The organism is Gilliamella sp. G0441, from assembly GCF_050589305.1.
In the GTDB taxonomy this organism is placed as follows: Bacteria; Pseudomonadota; Gammaproteobacteria; order Enterobacterales; family Orbaceae; genus Gilliamella.
Genome location: NZ_JBNRJF010000004.1, coordinates 126,262 through 148,967 on the forward strand (window position 1 = coordinate 126,262; position 22,706 = coordinate 148,967).

At 32.7% G+C, this 22,706-nt stretch carries 21 protein-coding genes; 5 read left to right on the forward strand and 16 right to left on the reverse strand.

The window, feature by feature from the left end; all coding sequences use genetic code 11:
* Positions 1-14 precede the first annotated feature (14 nt).
* The 11 genes from ACKJXD_RS05315 to ACKJXD_RS05365 are packed head-to-tail and all read right to left on the reverse strand — an operon-like array spanning position 15 to position 9,400.
* Positions 15-2,300 carry an MMPL family transporter gene (locus ACKJXD_RS05315; protein WP_430875735.1) on the reverse strand — a complete coding sequence of 762 codons (2,286 nt, stop codon included), beginning with the start codon at positions 2,298-2,300 and terminating at the stop codon, positions 15-17.
* Positions 2,301-2,304: 4 nt separating this feature from the next.
* Complete coding sequence (locus tag ACKJXD_RS05320; RefSeq protein ID WP_430875736.1) at positions 2,305-2,910, reverse strand: outer membrane lipoprotein carrier protein LolA; 606 nt, start codon at positions 2,908-2,910, stop codon at positions 2,305-2,307.
* Between the two features lie 2 nt (positions 2,911-2,912).
* Positions 2,913-3,329: an acyl-CoA thioesterase gene (locus ACKJXD_RS05325; protein ID WP_430875737.1), complete on the reverse strand. Its 417-nt coding sequence runs from the start codon at positions 3,327-3,329 to the stop codon at positions 2,913-2,915.
* The gene (locus ACKJXD_RS05330; RefSeq protein WP_430875738.1) at positions 3,319-5,070 is read right to left on the reverse strand and encodes a glycosyltransferase family 2 protein; all 1,752 of its coding nucleotides are present in this window, start codon (positions 5,068-5,070) and stop codon (positions 3,319-3,321) included. The genes ACKJXD_RS05325 and ACKJXD_RS05330 overlap by 11 nt, the downstream gene beginning before the upstream one ends.
* Entirely contained in the window at positions 5,061-5,438 is a 378-nt protein-coding gene (locus ACKJXD_RS05335) for a hydroxymyristoyl-ACP dehydratase (protein WP_430875739.1), read from the reverse strand. Before ACKJXD_RS05335 ends, ACKJXD_RS05330 begins: the two co-directional genes overlap by 10 nt.
* Positions 5,431-6,816 (reverse strand): hypothetical protein, encoded by a 1,386-nt coding sequence (locus ACKJXD_RS05340; RefSeq protein WP_430875740.1) that lies wholly within the window; start codon positions 6,814-6,816, stop codon positions 5,431-5,433. The genes ACKJXD_RS05335 and ACKJXD_RS05340 overlap by 8 nt, the downstream gene beginning before the upstream one ends.
* A complete protein-coding gene (locus ACKJXD_RS05345; protein ID WP_294826416.1) occupies positions 6,786-7,349 on the reverse strand; it encodes a hypothetical protein in 564 nt (187 codons plus the stop codon). The genes ACKJXD_RS05340 and ACKJXD_RS05345 overlap by 31 nt, the downstream gene beginning before the upstream one ends.
* Before the next feature lie 12 nt (positions 7,350-7,361).
* The gene (locus tag ACKJXD_RS05350; RefSeq protein WP_430875741.1) at positions 7,362-7,610 is read right to left on the reverse strand and encodes an acyl carrier protein; all 249 of its coding nucleotides are present in this window, start codon (positions 7,608-7,610) and stop codon (positions 7,362-7,364) included.
* Between the two features lie 4 nt (positions 7,611-7,614).
* The gene (locus tag ACKJXD_RS05355) at positions 7,615-7,878 is read right to left on the reverse strand and encodes a phosphopantetheine-binding protein (protein ID WP_294826412.1); all 264 of its coding nucleotides are present in this window, start codon (positions 7,876-7,878) and stop codon (positions 7,615-7,617) included.
* Positions 7,879-7,904: 26 nt separating this feature from the next.
* The gene (locus tag ACKJXD_RS05360) at positions 7,905-8,699 is read right to left on the reverse strand and encodes a lysophospholipid acyltransferase family protein (protein WP_294826410.1); all 795 of its coding nucleotides are present in this window, start codon (positions 8,697-8,699) and stop codon (positions 7,905-7,907) included.
* Entirely contained in the window at positions 8,681-9,400 is a 720-nt protein-coding gene (locus ACKJXD_RS05365) for a beta-ketoacyl synthase chain length factor (RefSeq protein WP_430875742.1), read from the reverse strand. Before ACKJXD_RS05365 ends, ACKJXD_RS05360 begins: the two co-directional genes overlap by 19 nt.
* Before the next feature lie 151 nt (positions 9,401-9,551).
* Between ACKJXD_RS05365 and ACKJXD_RS05370 the strand changes: the two genes are divergently transcribed.
* The 4 genes from ACKJXD_RS05370 to ACKJXD_RS05385 all read left to right on the forward strand — a co-directional run bounded on the left by ACKJXD_RS05370 (position 9,552) and on the right by ACKJXD_RS05385 (position 14,692).
* Entirely contained in the window at positions 9,552-10,619 is a 1,068-nt protein-coding gene (locus tag ACKJXD_RS05370) for a methyltransferase (protein WP_363317364.1), read from the forward strand.
* 37 nt (positions 10,620-10,656) lie between these two features.
* The gene (locus tag ACKJXD_RS05375) at positions 10,657-11,055 is read left to right on the forward strand and encodes a hypothetical protein (protein WP_294826405.1); all 399 of its coding nucleotides are present in this window, start codon (positions 10,657-10,659) and stop codon (positions 11,053-11,055) included.
* 311 nt (positions 11,056-11,366) lie between these two features.
* The gene (gene aspT, locus ACKJXD_RS05380) at positions 11,367-13,067 is read left to right on the forward strand and encodes an aspartate-alanine antiporter (RefSeq protein ID WP_294826404.1); all 1,701 of its coding nucleotides are present in this window, start codon (positions 11,367-11,369) and stop codon (positions 13,065-13,067) included.
* A 29-nt stretch (positions 13,068-13,096) separates the two neighbouring features.
* Positions 13,097-14,692 (forward strand): bifunctional aspartate transaminase/aspartate 4-decarboxylase, encoded by a 1,596-nt coding sequence (locus ACKJXD_RS05385; RefSeq protein WP_220216647.1) that lies wholly within the window; start codon positions 13,097-13,099, stop codon positions 14,690-14,692.
* Positions 14,693-14,925: 233 nt separating this feature from the next.
* Here the strand turns inward: ACKJXD_RS05385 and ACKJXD_RS05390 are convergent, their stop codons facing one another.
* Together ACKJXD_RS05390 and ACKJXD_RS05395 are read right to left on the reverse strand one after the other, a co-directional pair.
* Positions 14,926-15,717 carry a serine/threonine protein kinase gene (locus ACKJXD_RS05390; protein WP_430875743.1) on the reverse strand — a complete coding sequence of 264 codons (792 nt, stop codon included), beginning with the start codon at positions 15,715-15,717 and terminating at the stop codon, positions 14,926-14,928.
* 60 nt (positions 15,718-15,777) lie between these two features.
* Positions 15,778-16,992: an MFS transporter gene (locus ACKJXD_RS05395; protein ID WP_430875744.1), complete on the reverse strand. Its 1,215-nt coding sequence runs from the start codon at positions 16,990-16,992 to the stop codon at positions 15,778-15,780.
* Between the two features lie 804 nt (positions 16,993-17,796).
* Here ACKJXD_RS05395 and ACKJXD_RS05400 point away from each other — a divergent pair.
* Positions 17,797-18,705: a LysR family transcriptional regulator gene (locus ACKJXD_RS05400; protein WP_430875745.1), complete on the forward strand. Its 909-nt coding sequence runs from the start codon at positions 17,797-17,799 to the stop codon at positions 18,703-18,705.
* A gap of 357 nt (positions 18,706-19,062) precedes the next feature.
* On the opposite strand, the gene ACKJXD_RS05405 is transcribed toward ACKJXD_RS05400, so the two are convergent.
* From ACKJXD_RS05405 to ACKJXD_RS05415, 3 genes are all read right to left on the reverse strand, one after another.
* Entirely contained in the window at positions 19,063-20,274 is a 1,212-nt protein-coding gene (locus ACKJXD_RS05405) for an MFS transporter (RefSeq protein WP_430875746.1), read from the reverse strand.
* A 196-nt stretch (positions 20,275-20,470) separates the two neighbouring features.
* Positions 20,471-21,340, reverse strand: coding sequence for a methylated-DNA--[protein]-cysteine S-methyltransferase (locus tag ACKJXD_RS05410; RefSeq protein WP_430875747.1), 870 nt, complete (start codon positions 21,338-21,340; stop codon positions 20,471-20,473).
* Positions 21,341-22,137: 797 nt separating this feature from the next.
* Positions 22,138-22,677 carry an HPP family protein gene (locus ACKJXD_RS05415; RefSeq protein ID WP_430875748.1) on the reverse strand — a complete coding sequence of 180 codons (540 nt, stop codon included), beginning with the start codon at positions 22,675-22,677 and terminating at the stop codon, positions 22,138-22,140.
* Positions 22,678-22,706: the final 29 nt, after the last annotated feature.

Below are 22,706 nucleotides of genomic sequence, written 5' to 3' on the forward strand. Positions count from 1 at the left end.
TTATTTGTATTTCATTATTTTTTTCTTACTACAAGCGGAGCAAATAAAAAAGCGCCGAATATGCCACTTGTTAAAACTAAACCAAATCCCTTAATTGCACTAGTATGGCTAATAATGAGTAGACCAAATGATAATAATGTTGTTAAGGCAGCCAAAGTAACCGCCAGTAGTGCACTTTGAGTTTGGCTTTTATCATTTCTTAAAAATAGACTATAGTCTATGCCGATACCAATGACAAGAATCAGCGCTAACATGGAGAATAAATTTATTGTTTGTCCAATTATACCATGTAATGAAAGAGCTATACCGATTGATAACAATGTAGGTAATGTGCTTTTTAATGCAAATTTTACTCCTTGTTTACGATTATAAAAAATAAAGCACAAACAAATAATTAATACGGCTCCAGCCATTAATTGTGATAAATAGATTCGATAATGGGTAAACATGGTATTAAATTCTGAACGGCGATCTAACCAATAAATACCTTGCTCTGGTTTGGATAACGCCTTAAGTTCACTTAATTGCTCAATACCACTAATGGGAATTAATGTTGCACTTTTCCCATCTTTTAATGATAACCAGAGTAACTTTCTACCTTGACTAATTGCACTTTGTTGCCATTGTTCGGGGGTGATAACATCAATAGGTTTCACAATGTTTGGTGTATTTGCATTAATACCTAATTGTTGCAATGAAGTTAGGATTTTAGGGGCATTTTGCTGAATTAGCGCAACATTTTTTTGCTGTTTTTTAATAGAAGGCAAATTAATCGTTTGATATTGTGTAAATACGCCTTGTTGTTTTGCATGTTCTAATTGTGGGATAAAATTTTCAAGCCGCTGTAATGTTTGCTGAGCATTATCGCCAAAAACAATAAACCACTTTTGTTCGTTTGATTGGTGTGTAATACTCACTATCTGTTTTTCCTGTTGTTGTAGTTCGGCTGGCAAAGTTTGTAATTTACTAATATCATCATCAACTTTTAAATGGATTAATCCATAAGCAATAAAGATTAACGCAAAAATAATCATGCCCCATTGCATCACGCTCGATTGCCAAAGTTGAAGCCAAAATGTTAATAAATGTTGACCAACTTGTTCACGAACAGGTAATTTTTTAACTAAAAAAGGATACCAACATACGACTGTTAAAAATGCACCGGTTAACCCAAATACAGCAAAAACAGAAAGTTGTTTTAAACCAGGAAATGGGGCAATTAATAAAATAAGATAGGCAATAAAGCTGGTGCATAATGCAATGGACAATGTAGAAATTAATTTTTTTAAACTGCATATTGCTGATTCACGGTTGCCATGAAGCAAACGCTCGGTTAGATAATGCAAAGAATAGTCAATTGTGATGCCGATGATACTGGTACTCATGACAAGTGTCATAATATGAATTTCACCAAATATTGAGAGAACCGCAACTAATCCACAAATCATACCAATAAAAATTGATAACAATGAAAGAAAAACAGGTCTGACAGAGCGGAATACCGTAATCATTAATATAATAATGCCAATAATGGATAAACTGCCAATCGTGGTAATATCTGCTTTTGCCTCAGTACTTGCGTGATCACTATAGAACAGTACGCCCCGTTTTAAAATTTGAGTATCAGGCCACTTTGTTTTTAACTGTTCAGCTAACAAATTCAGTTGTGTCACCATTTGATGTGAAGCGTTCATATTAAACGATGAACCGTTTAATTCGGCATAAATCATATACCAAATGTCACCTTGTGCATCATGGGCTGCTAGCCAATTATTTTTTATTGTTAAATGATGCGTGTCACTTAGTTGATTTAGTTGAGATGAACGGGTAAGTAATAAGGGATCGTGGTTAAGTTCGGCTGCACTAACACCACTAAATGGCGAATAAAGTTGGCTTTGAATCCAACTAAATTGAGTACCAGTTTTAAGTCGTTCAATGGTTTTTACATCCAATAATTGATAACGATATTGATAAGTAAAAGTCCCCCAATTTTGCTGAAAATTTTCATCAATTAGCCCATTAACTTGAGCGATGAAAGACTGTTGTTTTAGATTTTGGTACCACCATGTTATGGGGGCTAAATTATGGGGATCTGTCGGTTTGATTAACCAAACCAGTTGTTTATCAAGCCTGTCTTGAAATCCATTAATAAGTTCTGTCGGCACATCGTGAGTTTGTTCTTTCGGTAACAGTGATAGGACACTACTGTTAAGTTTGCTATTCAAAATAAGATAACCGAGCGCAAGCATCAAACCCATAACGACTAACAGCCACCAAAAAGCTCGTTTTTTTGATTTCATTGAATTATTTGAATAATGATAGTTCATGTTCTGTCAAATTAGCCGTTTGATGTTTTGAAAAAGTGATCACTGTTTTATCATGTTGCATATCATTGAGTGTTATCGTATTTAAATGTTTATGACCAGTCAGAATTATCTCTTTAAATATTTTGTTCAATGGCGCAAGTTTGGGGGTAAGGATAAGTGTCCATTGATGCTCTTGTTCTGACAAATTTATCATGAAGTTATTTTCTAACTTTTGTTTATCAGCAGTGAAAATAGCTGTTAGCAAATGGTTAAATTCGAATAATTGAGGTTGATTTTCCGCGGTAATAATTTGAGGCGTTTGATCATCGATGCGTTGCTCCATTCTTTGATTATTCATTTTCAAAGTCATCGTAAAAGGCGTTTGTTGTTGCCACCATAATCCCCATTTTTGGGATAAAATCATCTTTCCGGTTGAATGAAGCGGATTGGATAATCCATTTATATAACGATTTTGCGTAAAATCAGCTCGAATCACCTCATTTTTACTGAAATGTTTTTGCAGTTCATCAAGTGTAATAGCGTGAGCTAGGCTTGAAAAAAATATTGCTAAAGTAGTAAGTAGTAACGCAATAAATTTATTCATTTTTATAATCCAAATTGATTCAAAAAAATTTGAGGGGTGATAAAACTCATCTCTTGTGTTGAAGTTGAAACGGCAACTTGTATGGTATATCCTGATGTCATTTTTTTCCCCGTTTTAGCATCTAAAATAAGATAGCTAATTTTTATTCGATGTTCGTATTCTTCTAAAGTAGCAACAATTTTTAATGTTTGTTCTGCTATAGTTGGCGAAATGTATTTTACTCGCGTATCAACAATAGGCCATAAGTAGCCTGAGTTGATCATTTCTTTATAACCGTAATTAAATTTTTGGAATAAGGCTTCCCTTGCTTTTTCAAAAAATTTTAGATAATTACCATGCCATACAACCCCCATCGCATCAGTATCATGGAATGAAGTGGTATATTCAATTGTTGTACTGTATTTTAAATCATTTTTCATTGCTTTTATTACTTGTCTCTAATTTATTGGGATCGGGTTGACTAAGTTGCCAAAAATCAAAGAAATTAAACCAGTCTAAAGGAGATATAAGGCAGTAATATTCTAATCTTTTGGCGTAAGTTTGAATGATCTTTTCAAGTTCAGCTTGGCGATTTTTTCTTGATGTAATCAGTTTATCGGCAAAATGTTCTAAATAGACCTGAAAACGCCCATTGGGTTTTAACCCCCAAACTAAATAGACAGGATGACCTAGTGCTGATGCTAAAACAAAACTGCCTTTAGGAAAAGGCGCAGGTTTACCCAAGAAATCAGCCCAAATTACGTTGTTTTTTGGCGTTCTTTGGTAAGGATTGCTTGTTGTTCTATCCCCCATAATGGCGACCCATTCACCTGCTTCAAGCTTTTGTTTAAGTAAGATTGCTGTATCAGGCCCTAAGCTGTCAACTTCTATTAAATTAAAGGTTGAGGCTTGATTAACTTCTTTTAATACTTGATTAAATCGAGCGGCATTTTTTTTGAAGACTATCGCATTAATTTTGATATTGTGTGAAAATTCAGCAATGGCACGGCACATTTCTATATCACCAAGATGTGAGCAGATTAACACTATGCCTTGTTTGTTATTTATCAGTTCGAAGAATATTTGTTTGCTGGATGAATAAATATCTTGAATGTTGATATCACCTTGCCAGCTGGCTAATTTATCCAAGAGTGAATCGCCAAAACGTTGAAAATGCCGAAAAGAAGTCAGTTGTTTTTTATCGACTAATGGAACATTCTGATAAAATTGTTTAATTTGTTTTAAATAGGTATTTGACGCCAAACGTTGTTTTTTCCCGGTCAACCAAAAATAACTTATAACTGGAAACATAATCGTTTTTGCCACTTTTAAACCAAAAATTTGGTAAAGTTTTAGGATTATTTTAATTCCCCATAGTCCTTTTTTTTCTTCAATTTCAGACCAATGTGATGTTGAAGTATCTTTGATTAAGTTTCGATTAATCAATGTTGGGATTCTTGGCAGCATCCCAAAAAATAATCGGGTATGCATCCATGTAATTAATAAATTATCTTTTAATGCTCTAAAGTGTGAAATCCCATTTTCAGGATAAGTGACTTTAGTGGGAACAAAAATTGATGGCATACCTTTCCAATACAACCTCACCATAATATCTGTATCAAAATCCATTCGTTTGCCAATTTGATAATTTGCAATTAAGTTACATGTTTGTTGTAGCGGATAGATACGTAATCCACACATGCTATCTTTTATTGAAAATGATAAGGTTTCAATCCAGACCCAAAAGTGAGTGATATATCGTGCTATGAGTCGATGTTTGGGAACAGAGCTATCATAAACAGGACAACCTGAGATAAGAGCATGTGGATTTAATAGTGACTGATGGATCATTTCGGTAATAATTTTGGTATCATGTTGTCCGTCTGCATCGATTTGTATTGCATAAGTATAACCTTGATTTAAGGCATAATTGAGTCCTGCCATAACCGCCGCCCCTTTACCTTGATTATTGGATAAATGAATTAAGGTTACCCAAGTGAAGTGGCTTGTAATTTGTTTAAGTTTTTCCGTTTCATCAGGGGAGCTACCATCATCGATTAAAATACAAGTTAATTTGTAAGATTCAATGCATTTAAGTACGTTTGATAGCGATTGGCTATGGTTATAACAAGGAATAACAAAACAATAATCTGTTGCTACAGGTAATGATACTACTGGCATAAGGTTAGCCTTCCTGAACTAGCAATTTTATTATTATCATTGAAGTTAATAGTATATTTAAATTCAAGTTTATTGCATTGTTTATGCCAAACTAAATTTAAAATAATATTATCGTTAGGCAAAACAGGACATTGGAATTTAACAATATCCATTGATAATATATTGAATTTGCTATCAAAAATTTGATTAGCATAATAAATTGCCCAGTTTAGTTGTACAACGCCTGGCAATAATGGTTGAGATGGAAAGTGTCCTTTAAACCAGAAAAGATCATCAGGAATCGTAAATTCAATGCTTCCTTCTGTTCGAGTCAAATTATCCATTTCGCTAACATTAATAATTATTTCATTTACATATTTTTTATTCATTATACTTCTTTATTCCATTAAACAATGCTTTTAATTCAATGTAAGTGGATTTTCCTTGAGAATTTTTAGGAAGAGATTCAACAAATCGCCATTTTTTAGGCATTTCAATTAATAATAATGTATCTTTTAATAAAAGTCGAAAATATTGTGTTAATTTTAAATGATTGTAAGTTTGTAAATGTGTTTTATAATTTGGTGTTAATTCAATCACAGCAGCGAGTATTGTTCGATTACTTTGTTCTAATGGAATTATTATTGCCTGTTCAACTTCGTTAAGTTGATTGATTTTATCTTCAATATGTGTGAGTGATACTCGATTTTCCGAGATCTTGATAATTTTGTCCCTCCGACCCAATAAATGAAAGTGCTTATCGCTGATTATCTCAATTTTATCATTCAGAAGTTCAGGTTCATCTAATAATGGCGAGTACAAAATGGCTTGTTGTGAACTTTGATCATATTCAATTCGCATTGAAGAAAAGTTCTGCCATGGTGTATTTGGCTGGGTTTGTTGTCGAGTTGCAATAATACCAGTTTCACTTGAACCATATATTTCATTTGGTAGAACGCCCAGTTTCTCTAGGCAAAATTGTGATTCTTCATATCTTAATTTACCTCCCGATGAAATCACCTTGTCACAATAAATTACGGGCAAGTTACGATCTAACGTTTTAATAATCGATGGTGAAGTGATGTAAATAATATGTTTATTCTTAAACGATGCTAGATGTTCCTGATAAAGCACTGGTTCACAAACAAAAGGTATTTTATTATGCAACGATAACATGATTTTAAAAGTTAATCCGTACATGTGTTCATGTGATATGGATGCAATGATAAGATCGTAGGGTGATTTTCCCCAATCCTTATTGAGTATTTCAATTTCACGTTGCAACTGATGAACCGATTTTTCAATAGGTTTTGGCTGACCCGTTGAGCCAGAGGTAAAGAGCGTTAATGTCTGTTGTTTAAAATTGTGAGTTAATTGTCTATTTTTATATCGAAAATTGTGTGAAGGTAAATGATTAATGTTAATGATCTTCTTATCAGTAAATTGACTATTATTTATCTCGTTATCAGTTAAAAGAGCTGTGTAGTATTGTCTCATCTCTTGATGATATGGATTGAGTAGTCGCGGCTGTTTTCCAGAATAAAGCAATGCCAATAATCCGGCTATAAAATTAAAACTATCATGCATAGATAAAGCCCAAAGTTGGTTATTATCATGTTTTAATCCGTTAGAAATTTTGAACACTTTAGTTTTAAGATCCGCAACTAATAAAGGTAGATTGTGTCTAAAAGCGATAATTTCTTGTTCTGATCGCAGTAATTGCTGTGATAAAAAATTTAACGTTGAAATTTTTGACGGATTAGCCATTCCACCCCCAAACAAATTCCGATTAAAAGGTAGCTAATTAATCCATTATAAATTGTCCACCAATATATGTTTTCAAGTAAACACGTTGCCAAGGCGATAGTGCCATTAAAAATAAAAAATATACACCAGAAAATAGTAACATTACGTATATACTGTACCGCTTGATCGGGTAATTGCCGATCTTTCATTTCGGCAAATTTTTCAATTATTGTTTGTGGTTGAGTTAGTGAATAACTAAATACAATAAAAAATATCAAATTAATGGCTACCGGATAAAACAGTAGGAGTTGATATTTCGAAAATAGCCAGCTAATTATGGTTAACAATAACCCAAAACATGTTACAACTTTGCTTAGCCATTTAATATTTGAAAATAGTTTTGGTAGAGTGATTAACCTTAAAACAAATAAAAATATCAAATAAAAAATAGCTAATTCAACATGTTGGTAGTGTAGTGATAAGTAAATAATAAATGGATAAAAGACAAATAAGATATTCGTTATCTTGCTTATTATTGACTTAACTGTATTCATATAATTATCTTATTATTTATTATTAACTAGTTTATTTACTGCTTCAACAACATCTTGGACTGTTCTTACCGATTTAAATGTTTCAGGATCTACTTTTTTTCCTATCTTTTTTTGAAGATGAACGACTAAATCAACAGCATCAATACTATCGAGCTCTAACTCCTCAAAAAGTTTTGATTCGGGTTTAATATCGTCTGGCGATAATTCGAAAAGTTGTACAAGTGCAGATTGAACTTGATTAAAAATTTGTTGCTTGTCCATATAATTAGGCTCCTTGTTGTTGAGACACGATAAAATCAGCTAATGTTTTAATAGAATAAAACATTTTTTTTGTATCATCACTTTCTGCAGATAGAACAATACCAAATTGGTTTTTGATTGCTAGACCAAGTTCTAACGCATCAATAGAGTCTAGGCCTAAACCTTCACCAAATAAGGGAGCTTCTGTATCAATATCCTCAGGAGTGATATCTTCTAAATTTAATACATTAATTATTAACGATTTAATTTCATTGTGTAGTTGTTCCATTAAATTACCTTTATCTTTGCTCTAATTTAATTTTTCTCAGCCTGGATCAGGACGGAGGTTAAATATCGTGTTAATTTTCTTGCTGCAACTGTTGTATTTGGCTCGATAAAATCATCAATTGAAATTTTTTCACCAATCATAATGTTGAATGATGTTTTTTTGATAGGAATGTCATACCATTTTTGTTCCTTTATCAAAAAAGGAGGATCGCATTGGATATGAATAATCCGTATATCGGCATGGCAACGTAATGCAATATTTGCTGCACCTCGTTGTAATTTAATTGGTTGATTGGGAACGGTTCGAGTTCCTTCTGGGAATATGAGTAGTCGCCCGTTGTTGGATAAAATTTGTTGGCATTGTAATAATATCTTTTCCGATTCAGCATTTAGAATATATCCGGCTGTTTTGATAATACCGCTAATAAAAATGTTATTTAATAGTGCGCCTTTGACTAAGCAATCGCAACGAGGCAAAACAGAAACTAACAATACCACGTCAAGCAAAGAAGGGTGGTTAGCCACAATCAGACAATTTTTATCCTGTTTCAGTTTTTCAAGTCCTTCAAATTGATATTGAATAATTCCTAATAATTTTATGATGCTGATAAAAATTTTAAAGCTAATGCTTATACTATACTGAGCAATCGTTATTCGAACGTTTTTATTCCGAATTACTAGTCTTAATAAACTAAACCATAAAATTGATAAGACAACTAAACCAAAAACTCCAAACAATAGGAAACCAAATGCTATAGCGAACAATCGCCAACATTGATTTAAAGTATAAACTTTTTTGGGGATTACTGATTTATTGTCCATTGCCAATCTTGAGAGTTTCCTTGAATAATAAAATGTTTTTGTTTACATAAATAAGCATGTAAAAAAGCGATTGATTGCGGATAATTAGGTTGATAGACCTGTGGTGATTTTTGGATGCTTTTACAATTAAACTGATCACCTGTCGTTAATATATAGCCAACGGCATAAGCAGGAACATAATAATTAATCTGTTTTTGATAGGTTTCAGGAACCATACCCTCAAAATCGATAAGCAAGACTTTTTTGTTACCATGATGTAATATTGAAAATGCTTCAATTAATCCCTGTTGAAAGCTATCATCATGTGCGGAAATTGAGCTAATGGGTATGCTTCTATTACTAATGATAGAGACCAATCCTGATGCTGTATTATGTACGGAAAGGGCAAAATCTGTCGGTGAAATATCATGATTTTGATTCATCGAAGTTAGGATTTTATGGGTCCTTTCTAATTCACCATGCTGACTAGTAAAGATGGCTAAATCAAAATGATGATTGTCTATTAGTTCAAGACCAATTTCCACAGCTAATCGAGAGCCCACACTCATTCTACGGGCTTGCATCATTGGTATTTTTTTTGTTTTTGGTAAAGGCATATCCCAATTATGATTAGAAGATGTTGACCATAATTCCCAGTCAGATTTAGTTGAAAGACCAGAAGATAAAGCAAACCAATTTTCAATACTAAAAGAAAAATTCATTTTTATTTCGATTTCATAAAATTTTAATTATTTAATTCTTTACTTAACACTATTTTGTAATATTATTAAAAAAAAATATTTTTTACGAATAATTTACTTATACAATACATCAAATCAATAAAAAGGCAATAGATTGACTGGACAAGAAAACATTAGATATGGATATAACAAAGATAAATATTCTGCATTAGAGGCGATAACGGAAGCTCAAAAAATTGCGTTTTCTCCTATTTTATTTCAAGCAGTCCTCTGTATGAGAGATAAAGGATTATTAGCAAGTATAGACCGAGCAAGAACTGACGGAATAACGATTGATGAGCTCATTAAAAAGGTGGATTTATCCGAATATGCAATTCAATTATTATTAGATATTGGATTAAGTATGCATGTCATTTATCAACAAGATTCCCGTTTTCTTTTGGGAAAAATTGGTCATTATTTATTACATGACAAAATGACGAAAGTTAATCTTAATTTTACTCAAGATATTTGTTATGAAAGCATGCGTTATCTAAAATCCGCTCTCGAATCGGGAAAACCAGAAGGTCTAAAAGTTTTCGGTGATTGGTCAACCATATATCCTGCTTTACAAGTGTTACCTGAGCAAGCTAAAAAAAGCTGGTTTGAATTTGACCATTTCTATTCAGATCATTCTTTTCCTGCTGCTTTTTCACATATTGAACAATTAAATCCAAAGCATATTTATGATGTGGGGGGCAATACAGGCAAATGGGCACTTTTTTGTGCTAAACAAAACCCGCATATTAAAATAACGCTTTTGGATTTACCGCAGCAAATTAATGTTGCCAAACAGAACATTCAACAGGCTGGTTTGTCTGAACGGATTGATAGCGTTGAAGTCGATTTGTTGAAAGATGATTCATTACCCAATCAAGCTGATGTTTGGTGGATGAGCCAGTTTCTTGATTGTTTTAGTCGTGAACAAATTACTAATATCTTAAAATTAATTCATCGTACTATGAAAGATGAGGCTACTGTCTGTATTATGGATTTGTTTTGGGATAGACAAACTTTTGAGGCTGGTGCATTAAGTTTAAATGCCTCGTCTCTATATTTTACCTGTTTAGCAAATGGCAATAGTCGTTTTTACCATTCTAAAATATTTTATCAATCTTTAAATGAAGCAGGTTTTCATGTTGAAAAAGATATTGATGGATTAGGTTATGGACATACGTTGTTAATTTGTAAAAAACGTTAAATTAAAAATTAATCAATTTTATTCAAGGAGTAAACTAATGAAGTTTTTTAAGTTGATAATAGCCACTTTCTTTGTCTGTCTATTATTTGGTTGTGCTGGTAAATATCAAGAACCGAGGAGTTTCAATACTTCAGTCAATGGCTTGACTAAAGAAAAAATAAAAAAAGCAATTTTAGATTCATCAACAAAAGGACGTTCAACTTTTGGTACCTGGAAGCTTGAACCGATTGGTAATGACACTATTCGAGGACATTTATTTAATCGTTCTTTCGAAGTTATGGTTAATATTAAATATACTGAGCAAGGATATTCTATTGACTATTATTCCGCTAGCGAAAATTTAAAAAGTAGCAGTGGAAAAGTTCACCGCAACTATAATCGTTGGGTTAACAACTTAGATGCTAAAATTAAAGAAAACATTTTTAAAGAAAAATAAATTCAAAGCTTATGGTTTTATAGTTAAACCTTCATTAATATTGTTTAATAAGCTCAATAATTTTTTTGAGCTTGTTAATCAAATAATATAAATTTAAATTCTTACTTAATGTTATTGAAATCAAAAAATAGGTTTATTTTTTATGAAATGCATTATCGATGATATCAATTGTTAAAATTAACTTTCTATTCTTTAAATAGCAGTTTAATATATTAATGTATTCATAAAAATTAGTGAATATTCTTTAAATTCCTTTTTATACCTTTTCATATATTCTTAATTCATCATTTTAGCACTTGAGGACAATAATTATGTTTCAATGGCTTTCAAATTGGATTTTAGATGGACTCAAACACTCACCAGAAATATTATTATTTCTCTCATTGAGTTTAGGTTATTTAATTGGTGGGATTCGTATCGGTAAATTTCAGCTTGGTGGCGTAGCCGGTTCACTGCTTGTCGCTGTAGCACTGAGTGTATTTGGTGTAACTGTTGATGCTGGCGTTAAAGCGGTACTTTTCGCACTATTTATTTATGCTGTTGGGTTTGAAAGTGGCCCTCAGTTTTTCCGCTCTTTAGGTATTAAAACATTACGAGAAATCTTTTTAGCACTTTTCATTGCGGTTGCAGGTTTTGTGACTGTCGTTGTTTTAGCAAAAATATTCCATTTAGATAAAGGGTTGGCAGCCGGTCTTGCTGCAGGAGGATTGACACAATCCGCTATTATGGGTACTGCTTCTGATGCGTTAACTCAACTTGGTTTAAGCACAGAAGAGTTAAGTCGCTTACAAGGTAATGTCACCATTGGCTATGCTGTAACTTATATCTTTGGTTCCCTTGGTGCCATTATTGTTTGTGTTAATATTTTACCTAAAATTATGGGTAGAGATATCAGCGATGATGCAATTAAGGCGCAGGCTGAACAACTTCATGGTTCGATGTTATTAGGTGCTAATCAAAATTTTGCTTTATCTGATATTAGTGGCCGTTTGTATCGGGTGACAAATAAGATCAATCAAAGTGTTTCTGATATTGAAAAAACGGTAAATGGCATTAGCATTGAACGAATAAAACGAGGCAATAAAATTCTTGAAGCGACACCTGAAACATTGATTAAAGCTAAAGATATTATTTTAGTTGTTGGTCACCGTGATGCCATGATTCAAGCGAATGATCTTTTGGGTACAGAAATTAATTCTGCATCAGGAATGGATGTGGTGATGAATACTCAAGATGTTGAAATGCGTAATTCTCGTTATGTTGGTGAGAATTTAACACAAGTCCTTTCATCTGACGAAGTAATCAGTTTAAAACATGGTATCTATTTAGTTGCGATTCATCGCGATGGTCAAAGCCTTCCATTAAACAATGATATTGTTTTAAAACTAGGTGATGTGATAACCATTTATGGGGCGGATAGTGATCTTCGACGTGTTATAGATCGAATTGGTGCACCGATTACCAAAAGCGAAAAAACAGATTGGATATTTCATGGTTTAGGTCTTGTCGTTGGGTTGATTATTGGATTAATTGTAATTCGTGTTAGCGATATTCCAATTACCCTAGGCGCAGGTGGTGGTGCATTACTTTCTGGTCTCTTATTTGGTTGGTATCGATCTTTCCATCAAACCGTTGGTAATATTCCAACTGGTGCTTTGCAGCTTTTAAAAGATTTTGGTTTAGCAGGCTTTGTAGCAGTCGTGGGTTTAAGTTCTGGTCTTCAAGCAATCGATACCATTAAAGAACAAGGGTTATCTCTGTTTTTAATCGGGGTTGTGGTTACTCTGTTACCGATGTTACTGGCGATTTATTTTGGTAAATATGTGCTTGGTTATAAAAACTCCGCTGTATTTGCCGGAGCTTTAGCGGGTTCACGAAGTGCTAACCCAGCCTTTGGTGAAGTGCTAAATAAAGCAGGCAATTCAACACCGACTAATTCTTTTGCTATTACCTACGCACTGGCGAATGTATTCCTAACTTTATTAGGTCCATTGGTTGTGGCTTTTGTTTAAGCAAAAACTCAAATTAAAGGTAAAAGATTATGAAGAACAAATCAGATTACGCAAAATATGCTAATTTAAGTCCTTTTGAATTAAAAGATAACTTAATTAAACTTGCTCAAAGCCATCCTGATCATGCTATGTTAAATGCAGGACGTGGTAATCCTAATTTTTTAGCAACTTGGCCGCGTCAAGCTTTTTTCCAGCTTGGTGTTTTTGCGATTCAAGAATCAGAAATGTCTTATTCTTATCTCAATGAAGGAGTAGGTGGTTTTCCAATTAAAGATGGATTAACAGGGCGTTTTGAACATTTTATTCGTCAAAACTACAACACACCAGGTGTTCCATTCTTAGGTAAAGCATTTTCGTATATTCGTGATCAACTTGGTCTTGATGAAAATGCATTTTTACAAGAAATGGTAGAAGGAATTTTAGGTTGTAACTATCCTGTTCCTGATCGAATGCTACGGTTCAGTGAAAAAGTCGTTAAATCTTATGTGTTAAGACAAATGGGGGCAAGCTATCTAAATATCGATGATATCGACCTTTTTGCAACCGAAGGTGGTACAGCCGCCATGGCTTATGTTTTCAATTCGATGAAAGAAAATGGTTTGATTCATAATGGCGATAAAATTGCAATTGGCGCACCAATTTTTACCCCTTATCTTGAAATTCCAGCCTTAAATGATTATCAATTAGTTGAAGTATTAATTAATTCGGATCCTAATTTAAATTGGCAGTATCCTGAATCAGAATTACGCAAATTAGAAGATCCTGCTATTAAAGCTTTCTTCCTTGTTAACCCTTCCAATCCACCATCCGTAAAAATTGATGATAAAAGCTTAAAAATTATAGCTGATATTGTTAAAAAACGTCCTGATCTCATTATTTTAACGGATGATGTGTACGGTACATTTGCCGATGATTTCCAATCTTTGTTTGCTATTTGCCCTAAAAATACCATTCTAGTTTACTCATTCTCTAAATATTTTGGGGCAACGGGTTGGCGTTTAGGGGTAATTGCAACAGCACAAGATAATGTCATTGATAAAACAATTCGATCATTGCCAAGTAAAGCAAAACAAGTTTTAAATAAACGTTATAGCTCAATTGTTACCGATCCTGAAAATCTCAAATTTATTGATCGTTTAGTTGCTGATAGTCGTGCAGTTGCATTAAACCATACAGCAGGACTTTCAACACCTCAACAAGTGCAAATGGTATTATTTGCACTCTGTGAAATGATGGACACGGATGAGAGCTATAAAACAACGTTGAAAACATTAATACGTCGTCGTGCGGCTTCGCTATATCAGCATGTGGGTCTGAAACATAAAACAGATGGAAACAGTGTTGATTATTATACGCTAATCGACCTTGAACACATTTGTCGTGAACTTTATGATGATAAATTTGCCAAATGGATTCTTAAAAATAAAAATCCGTCTGAATTACTATTCAGAATTGCTGATGAAGCGGGTGTGGTGCTATTACCAGGTAAAGGATTTGCTGTGCAACATCCTTCAGCTCGTGCCTCATTAGCTAACTTAAATGAGTATCAATATGCGGCAATTGGCTTATCAATGCGTAAATTGGCTCAAGAGTATTATGATGAATACAAAGGTAAGAAAAAATAGTTGAAGATTTTAATCGTAATCATGCTTTAACTGAAAAGCCCTAATTATTTAGGGCTTTTTTTATTTAATATCGAAGTTTTAATAATGAACGAAATCAGAAATAGCATTAATAGTTAGAACATATGGGGGATTTCATAAAATCAATCAGTTATCAAAGCATTAGAAGATTTGCTTAATACTTTTACCCAAAATCTTGGATTGTTTGTTAAACCTATTGTCGCTAATTCAAATTATTAATTCTTATTAAACTTATGAACACTACCATCTCCCCATGTGCCAATGTAATAATGATTATTATGCAAAGCAAGAGCAACTGCACCGGATAACGAAGAAACTAAGGTATTGACCTTTTTAGTCTTTACATCAATCTCACGAACCATATTTGCACCATTATCAATTACGGCTACCACACTAGGCGAAATAGTGACAATACCAACACCAGGACGAGTAAAACTACTACCCAACTCAGTTTTATTGCCATTAGGATCGATAAGAGTCAAACGACCACTATATTGAGAAACCACTAAACTATTATCAGGAAGTTCTGTAACTCCGACTGGAGTGGATAATCCTTTGACAATAATTTCTTTTTTACCATTATTTAAATCGAGTGAAACAATTTCACCTGTTGAACGATTGGTAATAAGTAATTTTCCCGATTTAGAAAATGCAATACCTGTTGGGGTATGGTATCCATCAGAAATTTTTTTAGTTTCGCCGTTAGCCGAAATTTTCAAGATATAATCATCCCCATAAGAAGCGACATAGATATTATCTTGAGCATCAATGACAATTCCTGCAGGTGATGAGATATTCGAATAAACAGTTTCTTTTTTCCCATTAGCGTTAATTTTAACGATCGAATCGCTAGACCAATTGGTAACATACATAGCGCCTGCGTTGTCAAAAGCAATACCGGTAGGCGCATTAAACGAATTAGCAATGGTTTTTAATTCGGCCATACTCATTCCTCCAAATAACGTAGAAAATAAAAAAATGATGCTAGACAATAAAAGTTTTTTCATGGTAAATGTTTCTCCTTATTACAAAATAAATATCCCATTAATGCTCAACTATTAATAATCTTAATTCTGTTTTTTTTGTTGTTTCTTTAACAATTTGATACCCAATAGTGTTATAGCTATATTGATTATTGTTAGAATAATGCAGGTAAAAATTACGCCATCCCAGTCAAAGTTTTCATAAAAAATACCTAACAGATACGTACCAATACTTCCTCCAGCTAGGCAAGACAGAAGATATAAAGAAGATATCGCTCCTCTTGAATTAACCGGAACAATTTGATTAAGAAGAGAAATGACTATCGGTTGAAGACCAAACACAAAAAGAAATAAACCAAAAATACCTAATGCGATACAGAGTAAATTTGTACTGTATCCTATTGTAACTACTGAAACACTTACCAATACGAGGCAGATAATTAATAAATTACCTTTAGTTATAAATTGAGATAATTTGCTTGTAATTATGCTACCAATTACAGCACTTATTCCTGCAAAATTGAGCCACCCTAATATCGTAGATGAAAGATAAAAAGGAGAGCCTTTTAAATAAATAGTTAATAATGAAAATAATCCGAGATATACAAAAAAAAGCAAAAAACCGATAATCAGAAATATAAGCACAGTCTGATTAAATAATAATTTTGCAGCGCTAAGATAGGTGCTGGTTATACTAGTGTGAAAAGAATTATTGCTGGTTTTTTTGATACCGATAGGAATAAAAAGACAGGCACAAATAATGAGAGATGCATAAATTAGGAACGCTATCTGCCAAGACCAATAATCGGTCATCATTGCGACTATACTACGGCTAAAAATAATACCTACAGTGGAGGCAGAAATCATTATCCCCATTGCTTGTGGCAACTTTTCGTTAGGTGTATTTTTTGCGGTATAGGCAAATAATGCTGCGGGAACGGATGCAGCAAAAAAACCTATCAATGACATAATAACTAAATAAATGTTAAAAGACTGGACAAAACTTGCTATACCTAGGCAAACAATAGTCCCAAAACTACCAAAAGCAACCAGTAATCGGGTGGAAACCTTATCTGATAACGGCCCATAAATAAAAAATGAAATCGCATAACAAAAACAAGATAGGCTAAAAATACTTCGAGCATTCAAAATATCTATATTGAAACTTGTCGAAATTTCCTGAAAAATGAGTTGGCTAATATAAACTGAACCAACTAAAAGCACAATGAGTACAGCAGAAACAAGAATACTTGTGGTTGATTGTTCTTGTTTTTTTTCCACTATGATAGTTGATTTCATAATTCAAATCCTTTTAAAGTTTGAAAAATCATGAGCCGATATTTTTACTTCATAGCGATTCGAAAAAATAGCATCTACGAAGATGATGGTTTAGTAATTTATGTTTGAGCGAAACGAATTTAAGGCATTAGCTGAAGCACATAAATTGATTTAATTATTTTTATTCGCTATGACGATTGAAAGACTAAATAAAAAAATCTATTTATAAAAATATTTATTTTGTAATATGAAATTTAAATCATCAAAGGTTGGAATACTTGTTATTATCTAAAGAATCGCAAAAGAGGAGTAATCCATTATAAAAAATTAAAATTCATTCAATTTGGTATATGATGAACATCAAGGTAAAAGATATTCCAGAATTTAATAATTAAATATCTTTCATTTTTTTATTCTAACCACATGATAAATCGAGGATAACATATTTGAAATCAGCTAAGTTTTACCCTAAAATCCATGGCAAGTAATACTAACAGTTGAATCTGAATTGGCATTTCTACAGAATGATTTACTCACGTTAAATTATTTTATCGCTAGATAACACCGCCATTATAAAAGCATATCGACTATTGATAGAAAAACTAAATTCATCGCTAGTTTAGAAAAAAGGAATGAAGATTTGCTTTGTATTATTTCAAGTTGTAGAAAAATGAGTTGAGTCAAAATTTATTTGAAATAATTGTCAGTAATAGATTAATTTATTTAATCTTTGAGAATTAAATTTATCTGCATCATCAAGTAAGAATATTTCAAATAACCTTTTGGAAATTAGAGTGATTTAAATATAGGGAGGTTTAAGGCGTTTTGGATATATACAGTAAAAGATTACCCACTATTAAACAGTTGCAGTATTTTATCGCAGTATGTGAGGAACGAAGTTTCAGAGGAGCTGCTGAAAAGTTAAATATAAGCCAACCACCTTTATCAATTCAAATAAAAGATCTTGAAGAAAAGCTAAAAGTAACCCTTTTTTTGAGAAATCCGCATAGTGTTGTTTTAACTAAAGAGGGAGAAGAATTTAAATCAAAAGCGACATATATACTAAATGAACTTTGTTTAATTACGCGGTTAATCAAAGCTCAAGATGTAGAAAAGATCAGACTAGGCATGACTAAAACACTCAGTTTTGATTTTATTCCCTATTTCAAATTATTCTTATCAGATTTTAGCGAAGAAACTGAAATTTATAAACATAACTATACTTCTAAAGAACTGTTACAAGAACTACAAAAAGGGAATATCGATTTTGCATTTGTTTCCGACTATCAACTGAGAGATATAAATGAAAACTCTCTATTAGTTTATAAAGAACCTATGATTTTAGTATTACCAGCAAGCCATCGTTGTAGTAAGCTTGAACGTGTTGATTTAAATGACGTAACAGACTTGCCTCTTTTTTGGTTTAAACAATATCAAAACCCAGTTTTTTATGAACAATGTGAACGTGTTTTTAAAACGTTAACTTCTCCTATTGTTCGCCGTGCTGAATTAGCAGATAACTTATCTATGTTACTCGATGTATCATTAGGGAAAGGGATGATGCTCTTACCACAATCAATGACTCAAGCGAAAGTTGATGGTGTTATATATAAAAAGTTAATTAAAAATCAAGATTCGAAATTAAGAATCGATATTTTTCTTATTTGGCGTAAAAATTTAACAAGAAATCTAACAGCTGACGCAATCATTAACTATTTCAAAAAACCAAAATGAAAGTAAATAATAATTCAGATATAAAATGAAAAAATATTGACTATTTTATTGGTTAATTATTCTTGCTTTTCCTTTGATGGAATTAGTTTACTTGTCTGAGGATAATCTACTTAATTGATGGTTTATCATATCGCTAAAAATGTCTCCATGAAAAATATGTTATTACGGTTTAATAATACGGATTATTTTAGATGGTTATTTCATGTGATAATGAAATTCACGAATAGATTGGCAGGTACATCACGGTGATATTGTTGAAACGAGTAATAACTGTTACCGATTTAAATATCGTTCTTAGATGATGTGACTTTTAATCATATTTCACATAACAATACATTTTGATGCTTTTTTATAGCATTACTTCTCTACATCAGATAAATTTTTTAGTTTGGCTGCTTTTGAGAAAAGAATAATAGCTAACTGAATAAAAAAACCGATAAAGACAACAAAAATACAACTATACACATCAAAATTTACGCTTATATATACACCTAGAGCAGCACCTAAAGGTCGTGCTCCAAAAGTAACCGTCATAATCACCGATGATATTTTCGCTATCATGTTATTAGGCGTAACTAGCTGTCTAAGCGATACGGTTGATATAGTCCATATGATAGGTCCAAACCCAAAAAAGAAAAAAGAAATAAAAACCAATTCTTTTATAGGATAAATAATAGTTGAAAGCATCAATATTGATGCGACAAAAGCAGATATAGGGCCTAAAGTCAGTTGGAATCCAAAATTTATCTTTGTAGATATAAACTTGTATAAAACGGATCCGAATAACATTCCTAAACCGATTAGGCTTAAGGACATCCCAACTTCAAAGGAAGTAAAAGCGAGATTATTGATAGTATAGTAAGCAAAAATCGATAATAGCAAATTAAATGATAAATTAAAGACAAAAGCCGTTATTGTGATTGGTCTTAAATATTGATTTCTGACTAGAAAAATAAAACCATCACCTAGTTCTTGAATTATGTTTCTGTCTGATTTTTTTTGTACTGATTCTTTAGGTAAACATATTAAAAAAAATGCGCTAATTATCGAGAGTAAAAAAGCGAATATAAATGCTAACCCCCCAGAAAAATAGCCGGCAAGAATACCTCCTAAAGCAGGGCCAGCGATAAAAGCCATGCTTTTAGCAATTTCTATTGATCTATTGGCATTAATCAACTGTTCTTTTATGACAAAAGAAGCGACTAAAGCTGGACTAGCAACACTGTAAATAACAGTACCAATGGCTATAAAAAAACCGAATAATGCAATTTTATTTATTGAAAGACTCCCTGAAAATGTCAAATAAAATAATATAAATATAGCCACTGCACGAGCTATTTCTACTACTATCATCATTTTCTTTCTAGATACTCTATCTGCAAGAATTCCCATTGGAATAGATAGTAATAGAAACGGTAATGTATTTATCATTTGTATCAATGCCGTTTCAGATGCTGAAGCATGTATAGATAGCACTGCTATAATCGGAAGCACCGCTATTATTATTTGTTCAGAGAATTGCGCACATAAATTGGAATAAGAAATCTTATGAATGAGTAATTTGTCCATGTTGTTACGTTCCTAATACTTACACTTTATGTGTATATTTGCATTTTCTCAAACTTACTAACAATCCGAATCTTGCTAAAATATCAAATTATTGTTGTCGATAAAGTCTTGATCCAATAACACTTGTTATATAACCACCAAATTTTATATAACCTGTTTTGAATCTTTTCGCTATCGCTTAGAGTACTCACGTTGATTACTCCTCCCGTTCATGTATTTTAATGCCTTCCCAACCGATCATGGCTGCTTTACGGTCACTACCCCAATGATATTGCCCTAATAATCCTGTTGATTTTATCACTCTATGACAAGGAATTAAGAAGGCCACCGGGTTATCACCAATTGCAGAGCCAACCGCACGACTTGATTTAGGATTATTTATCTTATTTGCTATGTTGCTATAAGTTGATAGTTTTCCCATAGGAATTGATAACAATGCCTGCCACACTTTTAATTGAAAATCAGTACCTTTAATATGCAACTTTATTTTATTGAGTTTTGACCAGTCTTGTGTAAATACGAAGATTACATTTTGTTGAATCTGATCAGTGTATTGTCGATATTGTGCATTAGGATATAGCGCTTTCAATGATTGAAGTGATGACTTTTCATCCTCAACAAAAGCGAGATAACAAATTCCTTTGGTTGTTGATGCAACGATGGTTTCACCAAAAGGGCTTTCAATAAAACTATAGTTAATTGATAAGTTTTCACCGTCATTTTTATATTCTCCTGGCGTCATACCTTCAATATCAATAAACAAGTCATGTAATCGGCTCGTACTCGACAAACCTAACTCATAGGTGGTATCCAATAATGAGGCGTTTTCTTCTCTTAGAAGATTTTTAGCGTGAGTGAGACTGATATATCTTAGAAATTGCTTAGGACTAACGCCAGCCCAATTAGAAAACATACGTTGGAAATGATAAGGACTTAAATGTACATATTCTGCTGCCTGTTCCAGTGTCGGTTGAGATTTGTAATTTTCACTCAAATATCCGATGGCTTTTTTTATTCGATCAAAATCTATCTGTTTCTGTTTCTGTTTCTGTTTCTGTTTATGCATTATAAATACTCCTTTTCAGCACGTTAATACGCTAATAAAGCAATGAAAGACATTTCTAATGTTAGCGGCTTCTTTTTTGTGCTATTCCACAGGCTAACCAGTAAGTATTCCATCTCCACCAATTAATCCATGACTGTGAATCATGATGACTAATCTGTTATATCCATTGGTATTAGTAACAACTCCAATTGCTAAAGTTTTACCAATCTTACAGAAATACCCCATAGGAAGTATCGGTGATACTCAATAGTATTATCACTAAAGTGTGCCATATCTTTTCTTAAAGCAAGTCCCAATAAACGCTGTAGAAAAATCAAACTTTATTTATTACATAAAAGTATTTTTCTATTTGTGCATTCTATAATGAAAAATAAATGTTACGTCTACCTCTATGATAAGTCTTGATAATATACAAGATACCAACGATATAAAAACCGAATCTTGCTATTAAGATCTTTCATTTTATAAAATAAGGTAGCAATTGTAGGGCTTATCTTTAATCGTATCTGTTTTAAGGAACTGCCTACTAATTTTGTATTTATTTTGCTAGCTTTTATTGGCTAGCACATACCCTTTTGATGTGGTTGCATAACAGTATGCACATTCAACAGAGCAGGTACTATCTATTCCAATATTAATAGGTTGTAAACTTTGACAGGTTGGTCATTGGTTATTATCTTGCTTAACCGATTATAAGCGCCCGTAATCTTTTCTAAGCCTCCTTTATCGATACAAGCACGATGATTTATATTGCAAGTCGATAAGTGAATTCCTTAGCATAATTAAAGGGATATTAGTCACTTGTTCTTTTTATCACTAAAAAATGCTAACCAATAGATTGGCCACTTGTTTTTTGATAGTAGATTGTTAACCACATAGGCTATGATTACCAGAGAGATGGAGCCCGAAAGCACGGGAAACAATAAAAAGCTGAAATCGTAATTAACCTGACTTGCTGTTAACAATATAACCAACGGATTCGCACCTGCTGGGGGATGTACACATCTTAAGAATTGCATTGCTACAATAGCACAACCCACCGCTAAAGCAGTAATAAAAATTGAATCACCAAATAATTTCAAAAATATAAGACCAATAAATGCTGATATCAGATGCCCAAAAATTACATTCCTTGGTTGTGCAAGAGGAGACTGAGAAACGGCAAATAAAATGACACATGATGCCCCAAACGGCGCCATAATAAAATAGTTACCAGAATAGAGAGTCAGATACTCCAGCGTTAAAATTGCCAAAGTTCCGCCTAACAGTCCTTGAAATAAATCAAGTAATTTGGGTCTACCAGGTAGTTTTTCACTACCGCCAAAAAAGAATTTCATTAATTGTTTTCCTTATAAGTTATAATGTA